The sequence below is a fragment of the Pseudomonas sp. JS3066 genome (assembly GCF_036328175.1).
Classification (GTDB): Bacteria; Pseudomonadota; Gammaproteobacteria; order Pseudomonadales; family Pseudomonadaceae; genus Metapseudomonas.
On the sequence record NZ_CP143312.1, the window covers coordinates 4,989,645 to 5,009,570 of the forward strand.

At 63.6% G+C, this 19,926-nt stretch carries 17 protein-coding genes and 1 riboswitch; of the genes, 5 read left to right on the forward strand and 12 right to left on the reverse strand.

The window, feature by feature from the left end; translation table 11 throughout:
• The first annotated feature begins 8 nt into the window (after nt 1-8).
• Entirely contained in the window at nt 9-563 is a 555-nt protein-coding gene (locus SA496_RS23565) for a metal-dependent hydrolase (protein WP_330114555.1), read from the forward strand.
• Nucleotides 564-601: 38 nt separating this feature from the next.
• On the opposite strand, the gene SA496_RS23570 is transcribed toward SA496_RS23565, so the two are convergent.
• The 9 genes from SA496_RS23570 to SA496_RS23610 form a co-directional block, all read right to left on the reverse strand.
• Nucleotides 602-1,315: a PqiC family protein gene (locus SA496_RS23570; protein ID WP_120655338.1), complete on the reverse strand. Its 714-nt coding sequence runs from the start codon at nt 1,313-1,315 to the stop codon at nt 602-604.
• Between the two features lie 140 nt (nt 1,316-1,455).
• A complete protein-coding gene (gene parC / locus SA496_RS23575; protein ID WP_153918120.1) occupies nt 1,456-3,714 on the reverse strand; it encodes a DNA topoisomerase IV subunit A in 2,259 nt (752 codons plus the stop codon).
• A 7-nt stretch (nt 3,715-3,721) separates the two neighbouring features.
• On the reverse strand, nt 3,722-4,246 hold the full coding sequence (locus tag SA496_RS23580) for a retropepsin-like aspartic protease family protein (RefSeq protein WP_330114556.1): 525 nt from the start codon (nt 4,244-4,246) through the stop codon (nt 3,722-3,724).
• Nucleotides 4,243-5,226: an esterase-like activity of phytase family protein gene (locus SA496_RS23585; RefSeq protein ID WP_280359652.1), complete on the reverse strand. Its 984-nt coding sequence runs from the start codon at nt 5,224-5,226 to the stop codon at nt 4,243-4,245. The genes SA496_RS23580 and SA496_RS23585 overlap by 4 nt, the downstream gene beginning before the upstream one ends.
• Nucleotides 5,223-7,112: a DNA topoisomerase IV subunit B gene (gene parE, locus SA496_RS23590; RefSeq protein WP_120654220.1), complete on the reverse strand. Its 1,890-nt coding sequence runs from the start codon at nt 7,110-7,112 to the stop codon at nt 5,223-5,225. Before parE ends, SA496_RS23585 begins: the two co-directional genes overlap by 4 nt.
• Before the next feature lie 14 nt (nt 7,113-7,126).
• Entirely contained in the window at nt 7,127-7,744 is a 618-nt protein-coding gene (locus SA496_RS23595; RefSeq protein ID WP_120654219.1) for a YqiA/YcfP family alpha/beta fold hydrolase, read from the reverse strand.
• Between the two features lie 57 nt (nt 7,745-7,801).
• Nucleotides 7,802-8,617 (reverse strand): 3',5'-cyclic-AMP phosphodiesterase, encoded by an 816-nt coding sequence (gene cpdA / locus SA496_RS23600; RefSeq protein WP_153918124.1) that lies wholly within the window; start codon nt 8,615-8,617, stop codon nt 7,802-7,804.
• A gap of 185 nt (nt 8,618-8,802) precedes the next feature.
• The gene (locus SA496_RS23605) at nt 8,803-9,258 is read right to left on the reverse strand and encodes a DUF1249 domain-containing protein (RefSeq protein WP_120654217.1); all 456 of its coding nucleotides are present in this window, start codon (nt 9,256-9,258) and stop codon (nt 8,803-8,805) included.
• On the reverse strand, nt 9,249-9,866 hold the full coding sequence (locus SA496_RS23610; RefSeq protein ID WP_120654216.1) for an NUDIX domain-containing protein: 618 nt from the start codon (nt 9,864-9,866) through the stop codon (nt 9,249-9,251). The genes SA496_RS23605 and SA496_RS23610 overlap by 10 nt, the downstream gene beginning before the upstream one ends.
• Before the next feature lie 195 nt (nt 9,867-10,061).
• Here SA496_RS23610 and SA496_RS23615 point away from each other — a divergent pair, with 195 nt between their 5' ends.
• Nucleotides 10,062-10,802 (forward strand): DUF3298 and DUF4163 domain-containing protein, encoded by a 741-nt coding sequence (locus tag SA496_RS23615; RefSeq protein ID WP_120655337.1) that lies wholly within the window; start codon nt 10,062-10,064, stop codon nt 10,800-10,802.
• Here SA496_RS23615 and cytX read toward each other — a convergent pair.
• On the reverse strand, nt 10,759-12,060 hold the full coding sequence (gene cytX / locus SA496_RS23620; RefSeq protein ID WP_330114557.1) for a putative hydroxymethylpyrimidine transporter CytX: 1,302 nt from the start codon (nt 12,058-12,060) through the stop codon (nt 10,759-10,761). The genes SA496_RS23615 and cytX overlap by 44 nt on opposite strands.
• Before the next feature lie 124 nt (nt 12,061-12,184).
• Nucleotides 12,185-14,068 (reverse strand): phosphomethylpyrimidine synthase ThiC, encoded by a 1,884-nt coding sequence (gene thiC, locus SA496_RS23625; protein ID WP_330114558.1) that lies wholly within the window; start codon nt 14,066-14,068, stop codon nt 12,185-12,187.
• A gap of 87 nt (nt 14,069-14,155) precedes the next feature.
• Nucleotides 14,156-14,262: riboswitch (TPP riboswitch) on the reverse strand.
• Between the two features lie 218 nt (nt 14,263-14,480).
• On the opposite strand from thiC, the gene SA496_RS23630 reads away from it, so the two are divergent.
• Nucleotides 14,481-15,920 carry a TolC family outer membrane protein gene (locus tag SA496_RS23630; RefSeq protein ID WP_120654213.1) on the forward strand — a complete coding sequence of 480 codons (1,440 nt, stop codon included), beginning with the start codon at nt 14,481-14,483 and terminating at the stop codon, nt 15,918-15,920.
• 138 nt (nt 15,921-16,058) lie between these two features.
• Here SA496_RS23630 and SA496_RS23635 read toward each other — a convergent pair whose 3' ends face one another.
• On the reverse strand, nt 16,059-17,156 hold the full coding sequence (locus SA496_RS23635; protein WP_330114559.1) for an ABC transporter substrate-binding protein: 1,098 nt from the start codon (nt 17,154-17,156) through the stop codon (nt 16,059-16,061).
• A gap of 158 nt (nt 17,157-17,314) precedes the next feature.
• On the opposite strand from SA496_RS23635, the gene SA496_RS23640 reads away from it, so the two are divergent.
• Together SA496_RS23640 and SA496_RS23645 are read left to right on the forward strand one after the other, a co-directional pair.
• A complete protein-coding gene (locus SA496_RS23640; RefSeq protein ID WP_330114560.1) occupies nt 17,315-19,270 on the forward strand; it encodes an oxidoreductase in 1,956 nt (651 codons plus the stop codon).
• Nucleotides 19,271-19,299: 29 nt separating this feature from the next.
• Nucleotides 19,300-19,920 (forward strand): cupin domain-containing protein, encoded by a 621-nt coding sequence (locus tag SA496_RS23645; RefSeq protein WP_120655335.1) that lies wholly within the window; start codon nt 19,300-19,302, stop codon nt 19,918-19,920.
• The last annotated feature ends 6 nt before the right edge of the window (nt 19,921-19,926 follow it).

Consider the following 19,926-nt stretch of genomic DNA (forward strand, 5'->3'; position numbering starts at 1 on the left):
GACAGGCCATGACCACGCTGATTACTCATCCCCTGCCCGTGCTGGCCGTTGGCCTTGCCTTGGGCAGACGGATCATTCCGCCCCGGCTACTGATAGCCGGGCTGATCTTCGCCTGCGTCCCGGATGCTGACGTGCTGGCCTTCAAGTTGGGCATCGCCTACGCAGGCGCCTTCGGGCATCGCGGTTTCAGTCATTCCTTGCTGTTCGCTTCTCTTTGCGGGCTATTCGCCGCAGTCATTTTCCGTGGACTGCAATGCGGGCCAGCCAAGGCAGCACTGTTCATCTTCTTCGCCACCTTCAGCCACAGCCTGCTGGATGCATTGACCGATGGCGGGCTGGGCGTCGCCTGGCTCTGGCCGTGGGACCTGGAGCGTTACTTCCTGCCGTGGCGCCCCATCGAGGTTTCTCCCTTTATCGCTGGCTTCGTTTCCCGGCGAGGGCTCGATGTACTGCAATCCGAGGCTCTTTGGGTGTGGTTACCCTGCGGCGCTCTGGCTATCAGTGGTTTAGCGGTGCGCGGTCTGGTCACGAAATACGGCAAAAAAGCTGGCGAACGCCCATGAAAAAGCCCGCATCAGCGGGCTTTTTCATGATCCTGAAATCAGAAGCGGAAGACTTCCACGTCCGTGCGCACTGGCGCCGCCATGGGAATCTTCGGCGGCTGCGGTTCCTTGGCCTTGGCCGGGGCCGCTGGGGCTGCGGGCTTGCGCGGCGCCTCGACGACAACCGGCTGGCCTTCAAGGGGTTTCACCGCGGCAGCAAGCTGCTCTGCAAGTTGCTGCAGCAACTTGCTCTGCGCGCGCACCTGATCGGCAGCGGTACCGGCATGGGCCTCTTCGAGGCGCACCAGGCGGCTATCACGCAGTTGACCTGCACGATCCAGCAGGCGCCATTGGGCCTCCAGCACAGCCGGGCGTTGCGGGCCCGAGTCCAGGCGGCTGATGGTCAGCAGAACCTGCACTTCAGGCGTAAAGCCAGGATTGCCGGGCGCCAGCACCAGGCGCTGGCTATCCAGACGCCAGGACAGCTGACGTAGCAGCACCTGATCGATATCCGCTGCCAGGCTGCCGGCCCAGCGGCCATCCGGCGCCGCGGTCAGGCTGCCATCGGGCTGGCGCTGCAGAAGCGTTTCGCGCTGAAGGTAATCGGCCACGGTTACCGGGCCGAGCAGTACTTGCATCCCAGCCTTCTTTGAGGGCACCTCCGGGGTGCCCGCGTCCAGCTGAAACATCGGAATGGAGGGGCTATGCACACAACCAGCAAGGCCAAGGAGGCTCACCAGCATCAAAGCCAGGGGAAAACGCACGGTCATCAATCTCACCCACGGCCGCCTTGTGGGCAGCCTGCAGTCGAATTCATTCGTCCTCGCCACCACCACTGAATGGCGAGGGGACATATCATCCGTCAATGTGACGCAGGACTCCATAGCAACACGTCAATTCGCCGCCGTCAGCGTCAGGCCAGCGGTTCCACCTGCAGCGCATCGACTCGCTGGAAACCACGCGGCAGCTTGTTGCCACGACGTCCGCGCTCACCCTTGTAGTGCTCAAGGTCGTCAGCTTTGAGCGAAAGGGTGCGTTTGCCGGCCTGCAGGACCAGGGTCGCACCAGACGGCAGGACTGCCAGGTCGGTCAGGTACTCCTCGCGGCTGGCGACACGATCTCCCGGGATACCAATGATCTTGTTGCCTTTACCCTTGGCCAGTTGCGGCAGGTCGGCCACCTTGAACAGCAGCAGCCGACCTTCGGTAGTCACCGCTGCCAGCCAGTCATCCTCGACACTCTGTACTGGCCGCGGAGCCACCACCTTGGCGCCATTGGGCAGACTCAGAAGGGCCTTGCCGGCCTTGTTCTTGGCCTGCAGGTCCGCCCCTTTGACCACGAATCCGTAGCCGGCATCCGAGGCGATGACATAGGTGGCGTCGTCCTCTGGGAGCAACACGCAGTCGAAGCTGGCGCCCGGAGGCGGCGTCAGACGACCGGTGAGCGGCTCGCCCTGACCTCGCGCCGAAGGCAGTGAATGGGCCGCCAGCGAGTAGCTGCGCCCGGTGGAGTCGATAAACACCGCGTACTGGTTCGAGCGACCGGGCGCTGCCGCCTTGAAGCCATCACCCGCCTTGTAGGACAGGCCAGTTGCATCGATATCGTGGCCTTTGGCGCAGCGCACCCAGCCCTTTTCGGACAACACGACGGTCACCGGCTCGGTGGGCATCAGCTCGGTTTCAGACAAAGCACGGGCTTCGGCACGGGCGACTATCGGCGAACGACGGTCGTCGCCATAGGTTTCGGCATCCTTGATCAGCTCGTCACGCACCAGTTTCTTCAGCTTGGTATCACTGCCCAGCAGTGCCAGCAGCTTCTTCTGTTCCTTAAGCAGCTCGTCCTGCTCGCCACGGATCTTCATCTCCTCGAGGCGCGCCAGCTGACGCAGACGAGTGTCGAGGATGTAGTCCGCCTGGATTTCGCTGAGTTCGAAACGCGCCATCAGGACCGGCTTGGGCTGGTCCTCGGTACGGATGATGTGAATCACTTCGTCCAGGTTGAGGAAAGCGACCAGCAAGCCGTCCAACAGGTGCAGGCGCTTCTCTACCTTGTCCAGGCGGAACTGCAGGCGGCGACGAACGGTACCGATTCGGTAAGTCAGCCATTCGCTGAGCAGGGTGCGCAGGTCCTTGACCTGGGGCTTGCCGTCCAGACCGATGACGTTGGTGTTGACCCGGTAGCTGGACTCCAGGTCGGTGGTGGCAAACAGATGCTGCATCAGCTCGTCGGCATCCACGCGATTGGATCGCGGGATGATGACGATGCGGGTGGGGTTCTCGTGATCCGATTCGTCACGCAGGTCGGCCACCATCGGCAGCTTCTTGGCCTGCATCTGGCCGGCGATCTGCTCCAGCACCTTGGAACCGGAGACCTGGTGCGGCAGAGCGGTGACGACGATGTCGCCGTCCTCAACACGGTATACGGCACGCATGCGCACCGAGCCGCGACCTGACTCGTAGATCTTCAGCAGTTCGGCGCGCGGGGTGATGACTTCGGCTTCGGTGGGGAAGTCCGGACCGAGGATGTGTTCGCAGAGCTGCTCCACGGTGGCGTTCGGCTCATCCAGCAGGCGCACGCAGGCAGCGGCCACTTCCCGCAGGTTGTGCGGCGGTACGTCGGTAGCCATGCCCACGGCGATGCCGGTGGTGCCGTTGAGCAGCAAGTTGGGCAGGCGCGCCGGCAGGGTCGCCGGCTCGTTCAGGGTACCGTCGAAGTTCGGTACCCAGTCCACAGTGCCCTGGCCCAGCTCGGTCAACAACACTTCCGAGTAGCGCGACAGGCGCGCCTCGGTGTAACGCATGGCAGCGAATGACTTGGGATCGTCCGGCGCACCCCAGTTGCCCTGGCCGTCGACCAGGGTGTAGCGGTAGCTGAAAGGCTGGGCCATCAGCACCATGGCCTCGTAGCAGGCGGAGTCGCCATGGGGGTGGAACTTGCCGAGCACGTCGCCGACGGTACGCGCCGACTTCTTGTGCTTGGAGTCGGCGTCCAGGCCCAACTCGCTCATGGCGTAGATGATGCGACGCTGTACGGGCTTCAGACCGTCGCCAATATGCGGCAGGGCGCGGTCCATGATCACGTACATGGAGTAGTTGAGGTAGGCCTGTTCGGTGAAGTCGGCCAAGGAGCGGCGCTCAACGCCTTCCAGGCTCAGATCGAGGGATTCGCTCATGCGTGCCTCACGGAGAAGTGACTTGGCGCAGCACCAGGGTGCCGTCGCGCTGGGTGAATTCGAGTTGTTTGAGGGCGCTCATACCAAGCAGCACCTCTTCGCCGTCCATGCCCGGAACTATGATCGCGGGCACCTGGGTCAGGCGGATGTCACCCAGGCGCAGGTCCTGCAGCTGGGTGCGGTGGCCGGTGACTCGGCCGTTGGCGGTGCTCAGGGTGACCGCCGCGCCAGGCTTCAGGCCAAGGCGCTCGGCCAGCCGGGCGGGTATTGCCACCTGGGTGGCGCCAGTATCGAGCAGGAAGGTCACGCCCTGGCCGTCGATACGGCCGTCGAGCAGATAGTGCCCCTGGCGGCTGCTGGCCAGGCGCACTTCCACGTCGCCGTCGCCATGCACCGATTCGGGCGCGCGATTGGGATTGTGCTGGCGGTCCTCCCAGACACCGAAATAACGCGTAGCCAGGATCAGGCCGATGCCCCAGGCGAGCACCAGCATTACCCTTCCTGCTCGTTTGCCCGGCGTCTGTGTGGTCATTTCGCGCTCCAGCCGCCCTTGGGCGCGGTGAAGCGCCAGACAATGGGGCGACGCTCGCCGTCGGCGCGGGCCTTGCCGCCGTTGTCGAGGCCGACCCAGGCTCCTTCGGCATCTATCCACAGGCCCTCGGCCACTCCGAAAGGCACACCGTATCGACGGGTATCGGCCAGTGCTTCCTCGGCAAAGGACCAGCAACGCTCGACTTCGCCATTGTTCGGCTTGCGCCGGCAGATCTGATGCGCCAGGCGCTCCAGGGTGAAGAGTTTCTCTTCATGGAAGGCAACGTCGGAGAAATCCCGTGGCATCTGCTGCTCGCTGCCGATGGGCGCCGGCGGACGCTCAGTACCCGCCTCGCTGAAGATCACGCAACCGCCGGTGCAACGCCAGGTGGACTGCTGCTTGTGAACCACCATCAGCCCCCGCCGCTCGCGCTCGGCGGCAAGCCAGAGGCGCTCGCCCTTGGGATCGACGGCAATGCCTTCAAGCAGGGCATTGAAGTGCAGCAGCATGCCACTGGCGCGGGCCTGGCGGACCAGGTTGTCCGGCAACAGCAACCAATTGGGCTCACCAGCCACCGGCAGCTGCAGCACCGCCGCATTGGCCTCGCTCACCAGGTAGCGATTGCCGACGGCATCGCAGCTGATGCCTTCAAAATCCAGATCGTTGCCCCGCAGCATGCTGATGGCCCAGGAACGCGCACGCACGCCCCAGGGCAGGCTGCTCGGCGGTGGCGGCGGCGCATGGAAGGTCTCGGCCTCGGCCTGGAGTACGCCACCTATGGGTTTGAGCCGGTACAGCTGGCTATCTACCCGGTCGGAAACCGCCACCAGGTCGTCACCGCAGCGGGCCAGCCCGGAGAGGTTGCCCTGGGGCATGCCTTCCACCGGGTACTCGAAGGCCAGCCTCAGTTGTTCCGGATCGCCGGCGGCCCAGAGCGGTGCACAGGACAACAGACCGAGGAGGAAAAGGACTCCCCTCACACCATGACCTCGGCCAGGTTGCCCTTGGACTCGAGCCAGGACTTGCGATCACCAGCGCGTTTCTTCGCAAGCAGCATGTCCATGACCTCCACCGTGCCTTCCGCGTCTTCGAGGGTCAGCTGGACGAGGCGACGAGTGTTCGGGTCCATGGTGGTTTCGCGCAGCTGCGGCGGGTTCATCTCGCCCAGGCCCTTGAATCGGGTGACCTGCGGCTTGCCACGTTTCTTTTCGGCCACCAGGCGATCGAGAATGCCGTCGCGCTCGGCCTCGTCCAGGGCGTAATAGATTTCCTTGCCCAGGTCGATACGGAACAGCGGCGGCATCGCCACATAGACGTGTCCGGCTTCTACCAACTGGCGGAAGTGGCGCACGAACAGCGCGCACAGCAGCGTGGCGATGTGGAGGCCGTCGGAGTCGGCGTCGGCAAGGATGCAGACCTTGCCATAGCGCAGCTGGCTGAGGTCGGACGCGCCAGGATCGACGCCAATGGCGACTGCGATGTCATGCACTTCCTGGGAGGCCAGCACTTCGCCGCCGTCCACTTCCCAGGTATTCAGGATCTTCCCGCGCAACGGCATGATCGCCTGGAATTCCTTGTCCCGTGCCTGCTTCGCCGAACCGCCGGCTGAGTCACCTTCCACCAGGAAGAGCTCGGATCGCATCGGGTCCTGGCCAGCACAATCCGCCAGCTTGCCGGGTAGCGCCGGCCCCTGGGTGATCTTCTTGCGCTCGACTTTCTTGCCCGCCTTGAGTCGGCGGCCGGCATTGCTGATCGCCAGTTCCGCCAGCTGCATACCCAGATCCGGGTGCTCGTTGAGCCACAGGCTGAAGGCATCCTTGACCACGCCCGAGACGAAGGCTGCCGCCTCGCGGGAGGACAGGCGCTCCTTGGTCTGGCCGGAGAACTGCGGCTCCTGCATTTTCATCGAGAGGACGAAAGCGATGCGCTCCCAGACGTCCTCGGGTGCCAGCTTGACCCCGCGCGGCAGCAGGTTGCGGAACTCGCAGAACTCGCGCATGGCGTCCAGCAGGCCCTGGCGCAGGCCGTTGACATGGGTACCGCCCTGGGCGGTCGGGATCAGGTTGACGTAGCTTTCCTGAACGCTGTCGCCACCCTCGGGCAGCCAGAGCAGCGCCCAATCCACGGCTTCCTTGTTACCGGCCAGGCTGCCGCAGAAAGGTTCGTTCGGCAGTCGCTCGAATTCGCTGACGGCATCCACCAGGTAAGAACGCAGGCCATCTTCGAAATGCCATTCCACGCGCTCGCCGCTGGCCTTGTCCTCGAAGGTGACAGACAGCCCCGGGCAAAGCACGGCCTTGGCCTTGAGCACATGCTTGAGGCGGCTGACGGAGAACTTGTGGGAGTCGAAATACTTGGCATCCGGCCAGAAATGGACGCTGGTGCCAGTATTGCGCTTGCCGACGCTGCCGATGACTTCCAACTCGCTGGCCTTGAAGCCATCGGCGAAGGTCATCATGTATTCGCTGCCCTCGCGCTTGACGCGCACTTCGACGCGCGTGGACAGGGCGTTCACCACCGAGATGCCCACGCCATGGAGGCCACCGGAGAACTGGTAGTTCTTGTTCGAGAACTTGCCGCCGGCGTGCAGCTTGGTGAGGATCAGTTCGACACCGGGCACCCCTTCTTCGGGGTGGATGTCCACCGGCATGCCGCGGCCGTCGTCGATGACCTGCAGCGAGTTGTCCTCATGGAGGATCACCTGCACGCTACGGGCGTGGCCTGCCAGGGCCTCGTCCACGCTGTTGTCGATGACTTCCTGGGCCAGGTGATTGGGTCGGGAGGTGTCGGTGTACATCCCTGGACGCTTGCGCACCGGATCGAGGCCGGAGAGGACTTCGATGGCATCCGCGTTGTAAGTAGCCATGGATTCCCTTTCAGTCAGAGGTCGGAAAAGTCGATGTCACGCCACAGCTGCGCGGGAAAGCCGGCAAAAGCCAGCAAGGCGGGCAGATGGGCAGGGAAGTTCTGGAAACCGTGGTCGCCGCCCGCTTCGATACGCAAGGCACAGGCGCGGTAGTAGCGCTCCGCCTGACGGTAGTCGAGGGTTTCGTCGGCCGTCTGCAACCACACCTGGTAACGAACCGGGTCCTGTGGTGGTGGCACTTCCAGTTCGGCCAGCGCCATCACATGCTCCAGCGTCAGCTCCCAGGTTTCGTCGCTGTAGTAGTTCTTCTGTGGGCCAAGCTGGCCGTCGAACAACCGGTGCGGGGCGACCGCGGGGTTGATCAGCACGGCCTTCAGGCCGTGGCGCTCGGCCAAGTGGGTCGCATAGTAGCCGCCCAGTGAGCTGCCGACCAGCACCGGGCGCCCCAGTTCGGCGATAGCGGCCTCAAGCTGGCCGAGGGCCAGTCGGGGATGATGATGCAGGGCCGGAACCCGCAGACGCTCGATCAGGCCGAGGCCCTGCATGAGCGAGCTGAGCTGGCGCGCCTTGAGTGACGACGGCGAGCTGTTGAAGCCGTGGATATAGAGAAGGCTGGGTTGCGAACTGGCCACACGGTTTCCTGGCGATCTAGGGAAAGTTGTACTTCTTGCCGTGCCACGGCGCGAAGGTCAATAACCCTTGATGCTGTAATCCACTTCGAACGTGATCCCGATGACCCGCGAAACGCCGGTTTCGATGCTGCCATCACGGATCAGGCGCAACCAGCGGTATCCCGGCGCCTCGCTGCCCACGCAGAAGTCCTCGCTGCCTGGCGCGAACTGCACACAAGTGGATGGCGACGCCAGCAAGCGCACTCCATTGCGGATCTGGTCGAACTCCTGGTGGACATGGCCCCAGAGCAGCGCCCGCACCTGTGGATAACGATCCAGGACGGCGAACAGGCTGTCGGCGTTGCGCACACCGATCGGGTCCATCCAGGTGCAACCGATGGGTACCGGATGATGATGGAAGCTGACCAGGACATGGCGCTCGCCGGCACCTTCCAGGGCGCTTTCCAGGAACGCCAGTTGCTCGTCGGGGAAATGTCCGGGGACGGCACCGGCGATGGTGGAGTCCAGCAATACCAGGCGCCAGTGGGGGAAGTCGACGATGGGTTCCAGCTCGGCAGTACCGGCGCACACATCGCGCATAACCGGGACTTCATCGTGGTTGCCGGGGAACCAGCGGGCAGCCGCGGGAATACTTGCAGTCAGATCCCGAAATGCCTCGTAGGACTCGACCGAGCCGTCCTGGGAGAGGTCGCCCGTGGCCAGTACCAGGTCGATGCGTGGCTGCTCCTGCAGTACCTGGTCGATCACCCGCCGCAAGCTGTCACGGGTCTCCATGCCCAGCAGCTTGCCGTCCGCCTCGGCGAACAGGTGGCTGTCGGAGAGCTGCACCAGCAGCACCGACTCGTCAGCGGCAGGGGGGAATGGATTGGGCAAGGCCTTCTCCTCGGGCAAGGTGTTCCGATTATGGTTGTTGCGCGCGCAATGGGTAAACCCGCGAAGCGGGAATGGTTCACAGTTAGCGGCTGCGGATCAACCTGGCCGACCAGTCGCAAGCCTTCCGGACAAAAGCGGGACCTTGCAGGAAAGACTGTCGATCACAGGTGAGTCTCGTCCAGAGACTAGAGGACGACCGGTTCCAGTTCGTGACCACAGGCCAGGCAATGGCTCAACCACTCGCCGAGGAAGAGATTGAGCTGGCTCTTCTCGTCGGGCTGGTGCATGTCAGCGTTTGGATAGGAATACACGCTGCGGAATCGCCGTGCATTCTCGGCACCGACCACTTCCGCCATGCGCGCGTCATGGTAGACGCGCACTTCCAGTTGCGGCGACGGCAGCCAGGGTAGGCTGTGCTCCTGGCGCACCTGCAGCGTGGTGGTATAGGGACAGGCTTCGACCACTTCCAGAGCCAATACACCAAGCAGGCGCTCGCCCTGGCTCAGCGCGACGCGTCGGGAACCACGAACCTCGCGCATCTGCGGGAGCAGACGCATCAGGCGCGCGTAGTTCGCCTCGCAGGCTGCTTGCAGCCCAACGAGGTCGACCCGGTAGCGATCGCGCAACAGATTCACGTCCACAACCCCCTGACTTCGGTACGGTTCAGCGCCAGCCACTGCAGGGCCAGCATACTTGCGGCATTGTCCAGCCGCCCTTCACGCATCAGGGCCAGGGCGTCTTCCAGCGACAGTACATGCACGCGGATATCTTCGCCCTCCTCCGCCAGCCCGTGTACGCCTCCCGCGCCGCTGCTGTCGCAACGTCCGAGGTACAGATGCACGCGCTCGTTGGAGCCCCCTGGTGAAGGATAGTAGGTGGTGATCGGCCACAACGAAGTCAACTGCAGATCGGCTTCTTCGACGGCTTCCCGACGGGCGACCTCTTCCGGCTCCTCGTCCTTGTCGATCAGCCCCGCCACCAATTCCAGCAGCCAGGGGCTTTCGCTCTTGCCGAAGGCGCCGACGCGGAATTGCTCGATCAGCACCACGGCATCCCGTTGCGGATCATAGGGCAGTACACAGACAGCATCATGACGGACGAAGAGTTCCCGATGGATGACCGGCCCCATGTCGCCGGAGAACAGTCGGTGGCGCAGACTCAGGCGGTCCAGGCGGTAGAAACCCTGGAAACAGGTTTCTCGTTCGACCATCTCGACAGCGTCGGGGCCCGGTTTGAAGGTTTCGGTCATGGGACGGTCTCACTGCTTCGGAAGGCTTTGATTCGCGCATCCTACGCCTTGGTCGTACAGGCTGCAGCCTCTTTGCAGACGAGGCACAGACTGGGAAGATGCGCGGCGAAAGGCTGCCCGGGGATACGCGAACTCATGGCCCCAGCGGCAGTCGAAGCCTGCACTTTTCCGGAATTGCCCCTGAAGATGAAGCCGATGCCCCTCGCCAGACTCCTCGCCGCCGCCAGCCTCGGCGCCCTCCTCAGTGCCTGCCAGATGCTACCCGGTGGCAGCGACAAACTGGAACCGCAGCGCCACGCCTGGGAACACCTGAAACCCGGCTGCCAGGGCGAGACCTGCCCGCTGGTGAACATCGACACCATCAGTTTCGCCGATGAGCCGCAGCTCAATTCGCTGATCAACCAGCGCCTGCTGCAGATGACCCAGAACAGCCCCGGCGAGCCGCTTCCGGCTTCGCTCGAATCCTACGAGAAGGACTTCCTCGCCAGCGCCGAACCGGGCTGGAGCAGCTACCTGCAAGCCAAGGTACTGGAACAGCACGACAAACTCGTGTTGGTGGAACTGTCCAGCTACCTGTTCACCGGCGGCGCCCATGGCATGCCTGGCCGCGGTTTCATCAACTACGACCGCAAACTGGAGAAGCCGCTGAGCCTCGGCGACATGCTGCTTCCAGGCCAGGAAGACGCCTTTTGGAAGGTCGCCGAAGAGGCCCACCTCCGCTGGTTGGCGGCCAACAAGTTCGACCAGGATCCAGACTTCATCAAGACCTGGCCGTTCGAGCGCACCGCCAACGTCGGCCTCGGCTACGGCGCCATGCTGCTCAAGTACGACGTGTACAGCATCGCGCCTTACTCCAGCGGGCACCCGGAGATTCGCATCCCCTACCCGCAGCTCAACGGAATACTGAAGCCCCAGTATTTCCCCGGACGCGGCTGAAGCGTCCCAGCAGCATTTGCAACCCGCCAGCGGCCAACAGCGCCGGCAGGGTTGCACCCAGCTCCGGCCAACGATTGGCCAACAGGTGATAGATCACTACGCCGCAACCCCAGGCCAGCAGCGTGTCCCAGCGCAATGCAACGCGCCGCGCCAGCTCGGCGCGGCGGCGGCGCAGAATGAAGTGATCAACCAGCACCACACCGAACAGCGGCGCAAACACCGAGCCGATCAGCAGCAGGAAGTTCTGATACTCGGCCAGCGGCGCGAACCAGGCGATCAGCGTGCAGAGCAAGCCGATGGCAAGCGCCAGCTGCTCTACCTTAAGCGGCAGCAGGATGCCGCTGGACACCGCCGCCGAGTGGATATCGGCAAAGGCCTTTTCCGACTCATCCAGCAGAATCAGCAACAGCGGGATTCCCATGCCCGCGCCGGCCAGGGCCAGCAGCAGTGCATTGGCATCGCCACCCTCGGCGAACGCCAGGGTGTAGGCCACCCCCAGCCCCATCAGCCACAGGCAACCGATGAAGAAGCCCAGTGCCGAACCGACGAATACACCGCCACCACGACGGCCGAAGCGCGAGTAGTCGGCAATCAGTGGCAACCAGGACAGCGGCATGGCGATGGCGATATCGAAGCCCAGTGCGAAAGACATGGAGCCATCGCCGGCCCGCGCCATCAGGGCCGCGAAATCAGCACGTTTGATAAGGTCCCAGGTCAGCCAGATGCAGGCTCCCAGCAGCAGCCAGATGCCCCAACGGCGCAGGATGCGACGTACGAAGGCGAGCGGACCGGCTACCGCGAGCAGAGTGACCAAGGCGCCGAACACCAGGGTCCAGAGGGTCGGTGAAGCCCACAGGCTGTCCTCGCCCAGGCCCCGCATGATCAGCAGACTGGCCGCATCGCGCATCACGATGATCTCGAAGGCACCCCAGCCCACGAGTTGCAGCAGGTTGAGGAAGGCCGGCAAGGTCGCGCCAGCCGAGCCGAGGCTGAGCTTCATCGACGCCATGGAGGCAAGGCCGGTGTCGCTGCCAATCATCGCTGCCGCCCCGAGCAGCAGTACGCCGACTCCAGTGCCGAGGAAAATGGCTAGCAACGCGTCGCTGGTACCGAGGCCGGGCGCCAGCAGGGCGCCGGTCTGCAGCACCATCAGGCCGAGGCCGAGGGAGAACCAGAGGGAAAACAGGTCGCGCGTGCCGAGAACGCGCTGGTCGAAGGCGACCGGGATGGACGGCGAGTAGCTGGTCGGGGTGTTCACGTTGGCAGTTGCCCTGATGGACTGTAGTTATGAATTGGCCACAAACCGGAAAGCCGGGCCCGAAGCCCGGCTTTCGCCGTGGGGATGACAGATCAATACCTGTTCATCGTTCCGGAGCTGACGCTCACACTTGCTTGTAGATCACCGAGCCTTCGTCCTTGAAACGCCCGGACTGCTCGGCGAAGCCGGCCTCGATGGCCTTCTGTTCGTCGGTCAGGCCGTTTTCCTTGGCGTAGTCGCGCACTTCCTGGGTGATCTTCATCGAGCAGAACTTCGGCCCGCACATGGAGCAGAAGTGCGCAACCTTGGCCGAATCCTTCGGCAGGGTCTCGTCGTGGAAGGCACGCGCGGTGTCCGGGTCCAGGCCGAGGTTGAACTGGTCCTCCCAGCGGAACTCGAAGCGCGCCTTGGAGAGGGCGTTGTCGCGGATCTGCGCGCCGGGGTGGCCCTTGGCAAGGTCGGCCGCATGGGCCGCGATCTTGTAGGTGATGATGCCGGTCTTCACGTCATCCTTGTTCGGCAGGCCCAGGTGCTCCTTCGGAGTCACGTAGCAGAGCATGGCGCAGCCGAACCAGCCGATCATCGCGGCGCCGATGCCGGAGGTGATGTGGTCGTAGCCAGGGGCGATGTCGGTGGTCAGCGGGCCGAGGGTGTAGAACGGGGCCTCGTCGCAGCATTCCAGCTGCTTGTCCATGTTCTCCTTGATCAGGTGCATCGGCACGTGGCCAGGGCCCTCGATCATGGTCTGCACATCGTGCTTCCAGGCGATCTTGGTCAGCTCGCCGAGGGTTTCCAGCTCACCGAACTGCGCGGCGTCGTTGGCATCGGCGATGGAGCCCGGACGCAGGCCGTCGCCCAGCGAGAAGCTGACGTCGTAGGCCTTCATGATTTCGCAGATTTCCTCGAAGTGGGTGTAGAGGAAATTCTCCTTGTGGTGAGCCAGGCACCACTTGGCCATGATCGAACCGCCGCGCGAGACAATGCCGGTCACGCGCTTGGCGGTCAGCGGCACGTAGCGCAGGAGTACGCCGGCATGGATGGTGAAATAGTCCACGCCCTGTTCGGCCTGCTCGATCAGGGTGTCGCGGAACAGCTCCCAGTTCAGGTCTTCGGCGATGCCACCGACCTTCTCCAGGGCCTGGTAGACCGGTACGGTGCCGATGGGTACCGGCGAGTTGCGGATGATCCACTCGCGGGTTTCATGAATGTGCTTGCCGGTGGACAGGTCCATCACGGTGTCCGAACCCCAGCGGATACCCCAGGTCAGCTTGGCCACTTCTTCCTCGATGGAGGAACCCAGGGCCGAGTTGCCGATATTGCCGTTGATCTTCACCAGGAAGTTGCGGCCGATGATCATCGGCTCCAGCTCCACATGGTTGATGTTGGCCGGGATGATGGCGCGGCCGCGGGCGATTTCCTCGCGGACGAACTCCGGGGTGATTTCCTTCGGAATGCTGGCACCGAAGCTCTGGCCCGGATGCTGCTCCTTCAGCAGACCGGCGGCGCGCGCCTCGGCCAGTTTCATGTTCTCGCGGATGGCGACGTATTCCATCTCAGGCGTGATGATGCCCTGCTTCGCGTAGTGCATCTGCGTGACGTTGCGACCAGCCTTGGCACGGCGCGGGTTGCGCACATGGGCAAAGCGCATGGCCGACAGTTCGGCATCGGCCAGGCGACGCTGGCCGAACTCGGAAGTCAGGCCCGGCAGGCGCTCGGTGTCGTTGCGGTCTTCGATCCAGGGGGAACGCACGTCGGCCAGCCCCTTGCGCACATCGATGCTGACGCTTGGGTCGGTGTAGGGGCCAGACGTGTCATAGACAGTGACCGGGGCATTGATCTCGCCACCGAAAGCGGTGGGAGTCACATCCAGGCTGATTTCGCGCATGGGCACGCGGATGTCCGGGCGGGAGCCCTGCACATAGACTTTCTGCGAACGGGGGAAAGGCTGGACGGATTGCTGGTCGACCTGGGCGCTCTCGCTCAGGTTCTTTTGTTGTTTTGCGGTCATCGGCTGGCTCCTGGGGTGATGTCGGAGCGAACCTGAAAGAGAGTGCACCGGGACTGGTGCCGAGAGGGGCCTTCCGGAGTTCGGACTGGGAAGGCACATCTTGTTCCCTACGCAGGCTTTAACCTGATCAGGTTCAACGGGATCCGGAACTCTCCGATCTCAGCCTCCGATTCGAGGCACCCCGACAAGAACCCGCGCAGTCTAAACAAGCTTCCCCAAGAAAACCAACCCAGTGGTCAGAATAACGTGACCAGCGCGTCGAGAAATGACGCAAGTAACTCAACAGAAAGGGATTGTTGCAGGCAGGCAACATAGCTTGTCGCAAACTACACTGAGGCCGCCGCTGGGGCGTCTTGACCCGCTCCCAGCGGCCCCGTAGCCTTGCCCGACACCTCAGAATCCAGGATTGATCATGCTGCGCAGACTCTCGCTGGCCATCGCCGTGGCTTCCGCCTTTGCCGGAACTGCCTGGGCCGTAGATGCCCCCCTGTCAGCCAAGACGGACCTCGTGACCGTCTACAAGGACGCCGTCGACAACAACGCCGATCTCGCCGCCTCCCGCGCCAACTACGAGGCGCAGCGCGAGGCCGTACCCCAGGCTCGCTCCGGCCTGCTGCCGCAGATTAACGGCGGCGCCACGGCCAACGACACCCGGACCAAACTGGACGAACCATCCAGCACCTTTTCGCGCAGCGGCATCGCCTACCAGGCGACCTTGAGCCAACCGATTTTCCGTGCCGACCGCTGGTTCCAGCTGAAGGCAGCGGAGTCCACCACCGAGCAGGCCGCCCTGGACTTCTCCGCGACCCAGCAGAACCTGATCCTGCAGACTGCGGAAACCTACTTCGCCGTACTGCGTGCCCAGGACAACCTGGCTTCGACCAAGGCCGAGGAAGCGGCGTTCAAGCGCCAGCTCGACCAGGCCAACGAGCGCTTCGATGTGGGTCTGTCGGACAAGACCGATGTGCTGGAAGCCCAGGCCGGTTATGACACCTCCCGCGCCAACCGGCTCATCGCCGAGCGAAACGTCGACGACGCTTTCCAGGCCCTGGTGACCCTGACCAACCGCGAGTACCCCTCCATCGAGGGCATTCGTCATACCCTTCCGGTCGTGGTGCCCGCACCCAACGACGCAAAGGCGTGGGTCGACACCGCCGCGCAGCAGAACCTCAACCTGCAGGCCGCCAACTACGCCGTCGACGCTGCTGAAGAAACCCTGCGCCAGCGCAAGGCCGGCCACGCACCGACCCTGGACGCTGTAGCCAGCTACCAGAAGGGCGACAACGACAGCCTCGGTTTCAGCAACACCACCGGCAACACCCAGACCTTCGGCAGCGATGTGGAGCAACGCAGCATTGGCCTGCAGCTGAACATCCCGATCTACAGCGGTGGCCTGACCAGCTCGCAAGTACGCGAGTCCTACCAGCGTCTGAACCAGACCGAGCAGCAGCGTGAAAGTCTGCGCCGTAACGTGGTGCAGAACACCCGCAACTTCCACCGCGCGGTGAACACCGACGTGGAGCAGGTGAAGGCACGCAAGCAGTCGATCATCTCCAACCAGAGCGCCCTGGAAGCCACCGAGATCGGCTACCAGGTGGGTACTCGCAACATCGTCGACGTGCTCGACGCCCAGCGCCAGCTGTACAGCTCGGTGCGCGACTACAACAACGCGCGCTATGACTACATCCTCGACAACCTCCGCCTGAAACAAGCCGCCGGCACCCTGAGCCCGGGCGACCTGGAAGCCCTGGCCGCATTCCTCAAGCCCGACTACGATCCGGACAAGGACTTCCTCCCGCCGGATCTGGCCAAGGCAGCAGAAGCCAGCCTGAAAGGCGACCCGGAATACTGAGTTCCGCTGCAGACGCAAAAAGCCCGGCATTCATGCCGGGCTTTTTCGTTGGTTTGTGAAAAGGTTTGTGAGAGCGATTCAATTCGCGATGCCCTGATCCAAACAGGCCGTCGGCCTGCTTGGCGAATGAACTCGCTCCTACTTTGCCGCCCAAGCATTGAAGCGCTGCTCAAGATCCTCGCCGTGGTCAGTCCAGAACTCCACATTCATGGGCAGGGCCTGCGCCATGTTCTGTGGCGCACTGGGTAGCCAGCCGGTCAGTGCCGGATCCAGGCGATCGAAGGTCTGCTGGTTGACCGGGCCGTAGGGAATCCGTTTGACATAGTCGGCCTGGTTGTCAGCCTTGTTGATGAAGGCGATCAGCTGGTGGGCGCGCTCGACGTGTTTCGAGCCCTTGATGATCGCCCAGTAATCCATTCCATAGAGGCTATCCGGCCACACCACCGCGAAATTGTTGCCGTCCTGGTGTGCCGCGGCGATACGCCCGCTGTAGACCGAGGTCATGGTCACGCCGCCGGCAGCCAGCCATTGCACGGGCTGCGCGCCCGCTTCCCACCACTGGATGTAAGGTTTGAGCTGGTCCAGCTTGGCAAATGCCCTTTCCACGCCTGCCGGTGTTCCCAGCACCTTGTAGACATCCTCGCGCTTGACGCCATCGGCCAGCAGCGCGAACTCCAGGTTGTACACGGCACGCTTGCGCAGCCCGCGCTTGCCCGGGAAGCGTTGCACATCCCAGAAATCCGCCCAGGACTTCGGCGCTTCGGCCAGTTTGCCGGCGTCATAGGCGAGCGCCACGCTCCAGACCATAGTGGCCGAACCGCATTCCTGGGCCGCATCGGCGATCAACTGGTCGGCGCCACCTATGCGCTGCCAGTCCAGGCGCTCGAACATGCCTTCCTCGCATCCACGCACCAGATCAGGCGCCTCGATCTCCACCAGGTCCCAATCGGCACTGCCGGTATCGGCCATGACCTTGATGCGGGCCATCTCGCCGTTGTACTCGCTCTCCGTCAGCGGCGCTCCGCTGGCCTTGGCGAACGGTTTGAAGAAAGCGTCGCTCAGGGCCTTCTGCCCTGCTCCGCCGTAGCCCACCACCACCATGCTGTCATCCGCCTGGGCGTTCCCCAGGCTGCAAGCGAGCGCCAATCCGGCCAGCAGGCGGGCCGCATGACTGGAACCAGGAACGGAACAGGGGTGCGATTCGTTGCCCAGGTGAGGGACGAAAGACTGCCACATGGTGCTTCTCCTCTTGTTGTTGTCGTGAAGCCTGCCCGGCTCGGGCCGATTCGAAGCTAAGTCAGAGCAAAGTAAAAAAAACAAGTTGATTTTTTACTTAAGGTAAATTTTCATGACTCCACAAGAACAAGCAGGGCCGCCAGGCCTCAGGAGCCTCCATGTCCAGCGCCACCTTCCCGCACCTGTTCGAGCCCCTGGAAATCCGCGGCAAACGCCTGAAGAACCGGATCATGTCCAGTGGGCACGACACCTCGATGCCCGCCGACAACCTGGTCAACGACCAGCTTTTCGCCTACCACCGCGCTCGCGCCAAGGGCGGGGTCGGTCTGATCGTCCTGCAGGTGGCCGGAGTACATGACAGCGCGCGCTACACCTCCCATGTGCTTATGGCCACCGACGACGCCTGCATCGCAGGCTATCGGCGCCTGGCCGACGCCTGCCATGCGGAAGGCACGGTGGTGCTCTCCCAAATCTTCCATCCGGGCCGGGAAATCATGGAGTCCAGCGATGGCCTGCTGACAGTGGCTTGGTCCGCCTCGGCCTCGCCCAACGAGCGTTTCCGAGTGATGCCACGAGCCCTGGGCCAGTCGATGATCGATGAAATAGTCGCCGGCTACGGCGCCGCCGCCCGTCGACTGTGTGCAGCCGGCCTGGACGGCGTAGAGATTGTCGCCAGTCACGGCTACCTGCCCGCACAGTTTCTCAATCCACGAGTGAACCGCAGGGAGGACGGTTACAACGGCGATCTGGACGCCCGCCTGCGCTTCGTCCGCGAAGTGATACAAGCCGTGCGCGCCAACTGCCCGGACGACTTCATCGTCGGGATGCGCATCTCCGCCGACGAACGCGACCCGGAAGGCCTGACCGAAGACGAATCTCTTTCCGCCGCGCTCGCCCTGCAAGGACAACTCGACTACCTGCACCTGGTGGCGGGCACGTCCGCCTCCATCGGCGGCGCCATCCATATCGTGCCACCCATGGCCATCGAAGCTGCGTACCTGGCCTCCACCGCCTGGACCTTCAAGACACGCCTGGACATCCCGCTCTTCGTCACCGGGCGGATCAACCAGCCCCAGGAAGCCGAAACCATCCTCGCCCGCGGCCAGGCCGATGTCTGTGGCATGACCCGCGCACTGATCTGCGATCCGCAGATGCCGAACAAGGCGGCCAACGGCCGCAGTGACGATGTGCGTGCCTGCATTGCCTGCAACCAGGCCTGCATCGGCCACTTCCACCGTGGCTATCCCATCTCCTGCATCCAGCACCCGGAAACCGGTCGTGAACTGACCTACGGAACACCGAGCCCTGCCACTGTGCGCAAGCGCGTGATGGTCGTGGGCGGTGGGCCGGCAGGCATGAAGGCCGCCGCCGTGGCTGCCCAGCGTGGCCATGAGGTGGCCCTCTTCGAGGCTGGCAACCAACTCGGCGGACAGGTGCTGCTGGCTCAGTTGCTGCCTCGACGCGCGGAATTCGGTGGTGCGGCCACCAACCTGCAACGGGAGATGGAACTGGCCGGCGTGCAGGTGCAACGCAACGTCCGCGTCGACCGTGCCCTGGTGGAACGCGAGCGTCCTGACCTGGTGGTGCTCGCCACCGGGGCAAAGCCCTACTGGCCTCCCTTCGAGCGAGGCGGCGAGTTGCAGGTGGTAGATGCCTGGCAGGTGCTGCGCGAAGAGGTACAACTTGGCCGTTCAGTGCTGGTCACCGATTGGCGCGGCGACTGGGTCGCACCCGGCATCGCCGAACGCCTGGCACGCAATGGCCATCAGGTGCGCCTGGCGGTGAGCGGCACCCACTGCGGCGAGAGTCTGCCCCTTTACGTGCGCGATCAGATGGCCGGAGAGCTTCACAAGATGGGCATTCCAATCACCCCCTATGCGCGCCTCTACGGCTGCGACGACAACACCGTGTACATGACGCATTCCGCCTGTGGCGAGCCAATGCTGTTCGAGGATGTCGACACCCTCGTGCTCTGCCAGGGCCACCAGCCGGTGGACGACCTGGGCAGTGAGCTGGAAGGACTGGTGGAGTTTCACCGAATCGGCGACTGCCTGGCGCCACGCACGGCGGAAGAGGCTATTTACGAGGGGCTGAAGTTGGCTTGGAGCATCTGAGTGTCGCCGGTGATCGCGGCTGCAATACAATGCCGCGATTCTGTCCCATGGAGGGAACCATGAGCCCCAGCCTGCCATCGCCGAACGCCAACGCAGAGAGCCAGTTCCTCGGCACGCGCATCCGCGCGCTGCGCAAACGTCGGGGCCTGACCCTCAGTGAGCTGGCCGAACAGAGCAAGCTCACGGCCGGCTACATCAGCCAGTTGGAACGCAACCTGGCCTATCCCTCGATTCCAGCGCTGTTCAATATCGCTCGCAGCCTGGGCGTCACGATCCAATGGTTCTTCGCCAGCGAAGCGCCCACCTCAGAAGCCGATCGCGGGTACGTCGTGCGGCGCAACGCCCGAACCAGCCTTCACTACGAAGACGGCATCACCGACGAGCTGCTCAGCCCGCAGCCCCTGCGCCAATTGGAAATGCTCCATTCGCGCTTCCCGCCCGGCTCCTACAGCGAAGAGAGTTACAGCCACGAGGGTGAAGAAGCCGGCTATGTGCTCAGCGGCGAATTCGAGCTTTGGGTCGGCGAGCGGCACTTCCGTCTGCAGGAAGGCGACAGCTTCAGCTTCTCCAGCCAGGAACCGCACCGCTATGGCAATCCCGGCGAGAAGGATGCGCTGATCCTTTGGGTCATCACCCCGCCGACATTCTGAATAGCA

Bases quoted from the DNA above. Each gene is read 5' to 3' on its own strand.
- SA496_RS23615 (WP_120655337.1), top strand. From the start codon at position 10,062: ATGCCCCTCGCCAGACTCCTCGCCGCCGCCAGCCTCGGCGCCCTCCTC.
- SA496_RS23645 (WP_120655335.1), top strand. From the start codon at position 19,300: ATGCCGCGATTCTGTCCCATGGAGGGAACCATGAGCCCCAGCCTGCCA.
- parE (WP_120654220.1), bottom strand. From the start codon at position 7,112: ATGGCTACTTACAACGCGGATGCCATCGAAGTCCTCTCCGGCCTCGAT.
- SA496_RS23565 (WP_330114555.1), top strand. From the start codon at position 9: ATGACCACGCTGATTACTCATCCCCTGCCCGTGCTGGCCGTTGGCCTT.
- parC (WP_153918120.1), bottom strand. From the start codon at position 3,714: ATGAGCGAATCCCTCGATCTGAGCCTGGAAGGCGTTGAGCGCCGCTCC.
- SA496_RS23630 (WP_120654213.1), top strand. From the start codon at position 14,481: ATGCTGCGCAGACTCTCGCTGGCCATCGCCGTGGCTTCCGCCTTTGCC.
- SA496_RS23580 (WP_330114556.1), bottom strand. From the start codon at position 4,246: ATGACCACACAGACGCCGGGCAAACGAGCAGGAAGGGTAATGCTGGTG.
- SA496_RS23640 (WP_330114560.1), top strand. From the start codon at position 17,315: ATGTCCAGCGCCACCTTCCCGCACCTGTTCGAGCCCCTGGAAATCCGC.
- SA496_RS23610 (WP_120654216.1), bottom strand. From the start codon at position 9,866: ATGACCGAAACCTTCAAACCGGGCCCCGACGCTGTCGAGATGGTCGAA.
- SA496_RS23635 (WP_330114559.1), bottom strand. From the start codon at position 17,156: ATGTGGCAGTCTTTCGTCCCTCACCTGGGCAACGAATCGCACCCCTGT.
- thiC (WP_330114558.1), bottom strand. From the start codon at position 14,068: ATGACCGCAAAACAACAAAAGAACCTGAGCGAGAGCGCCCAGGTCGAC.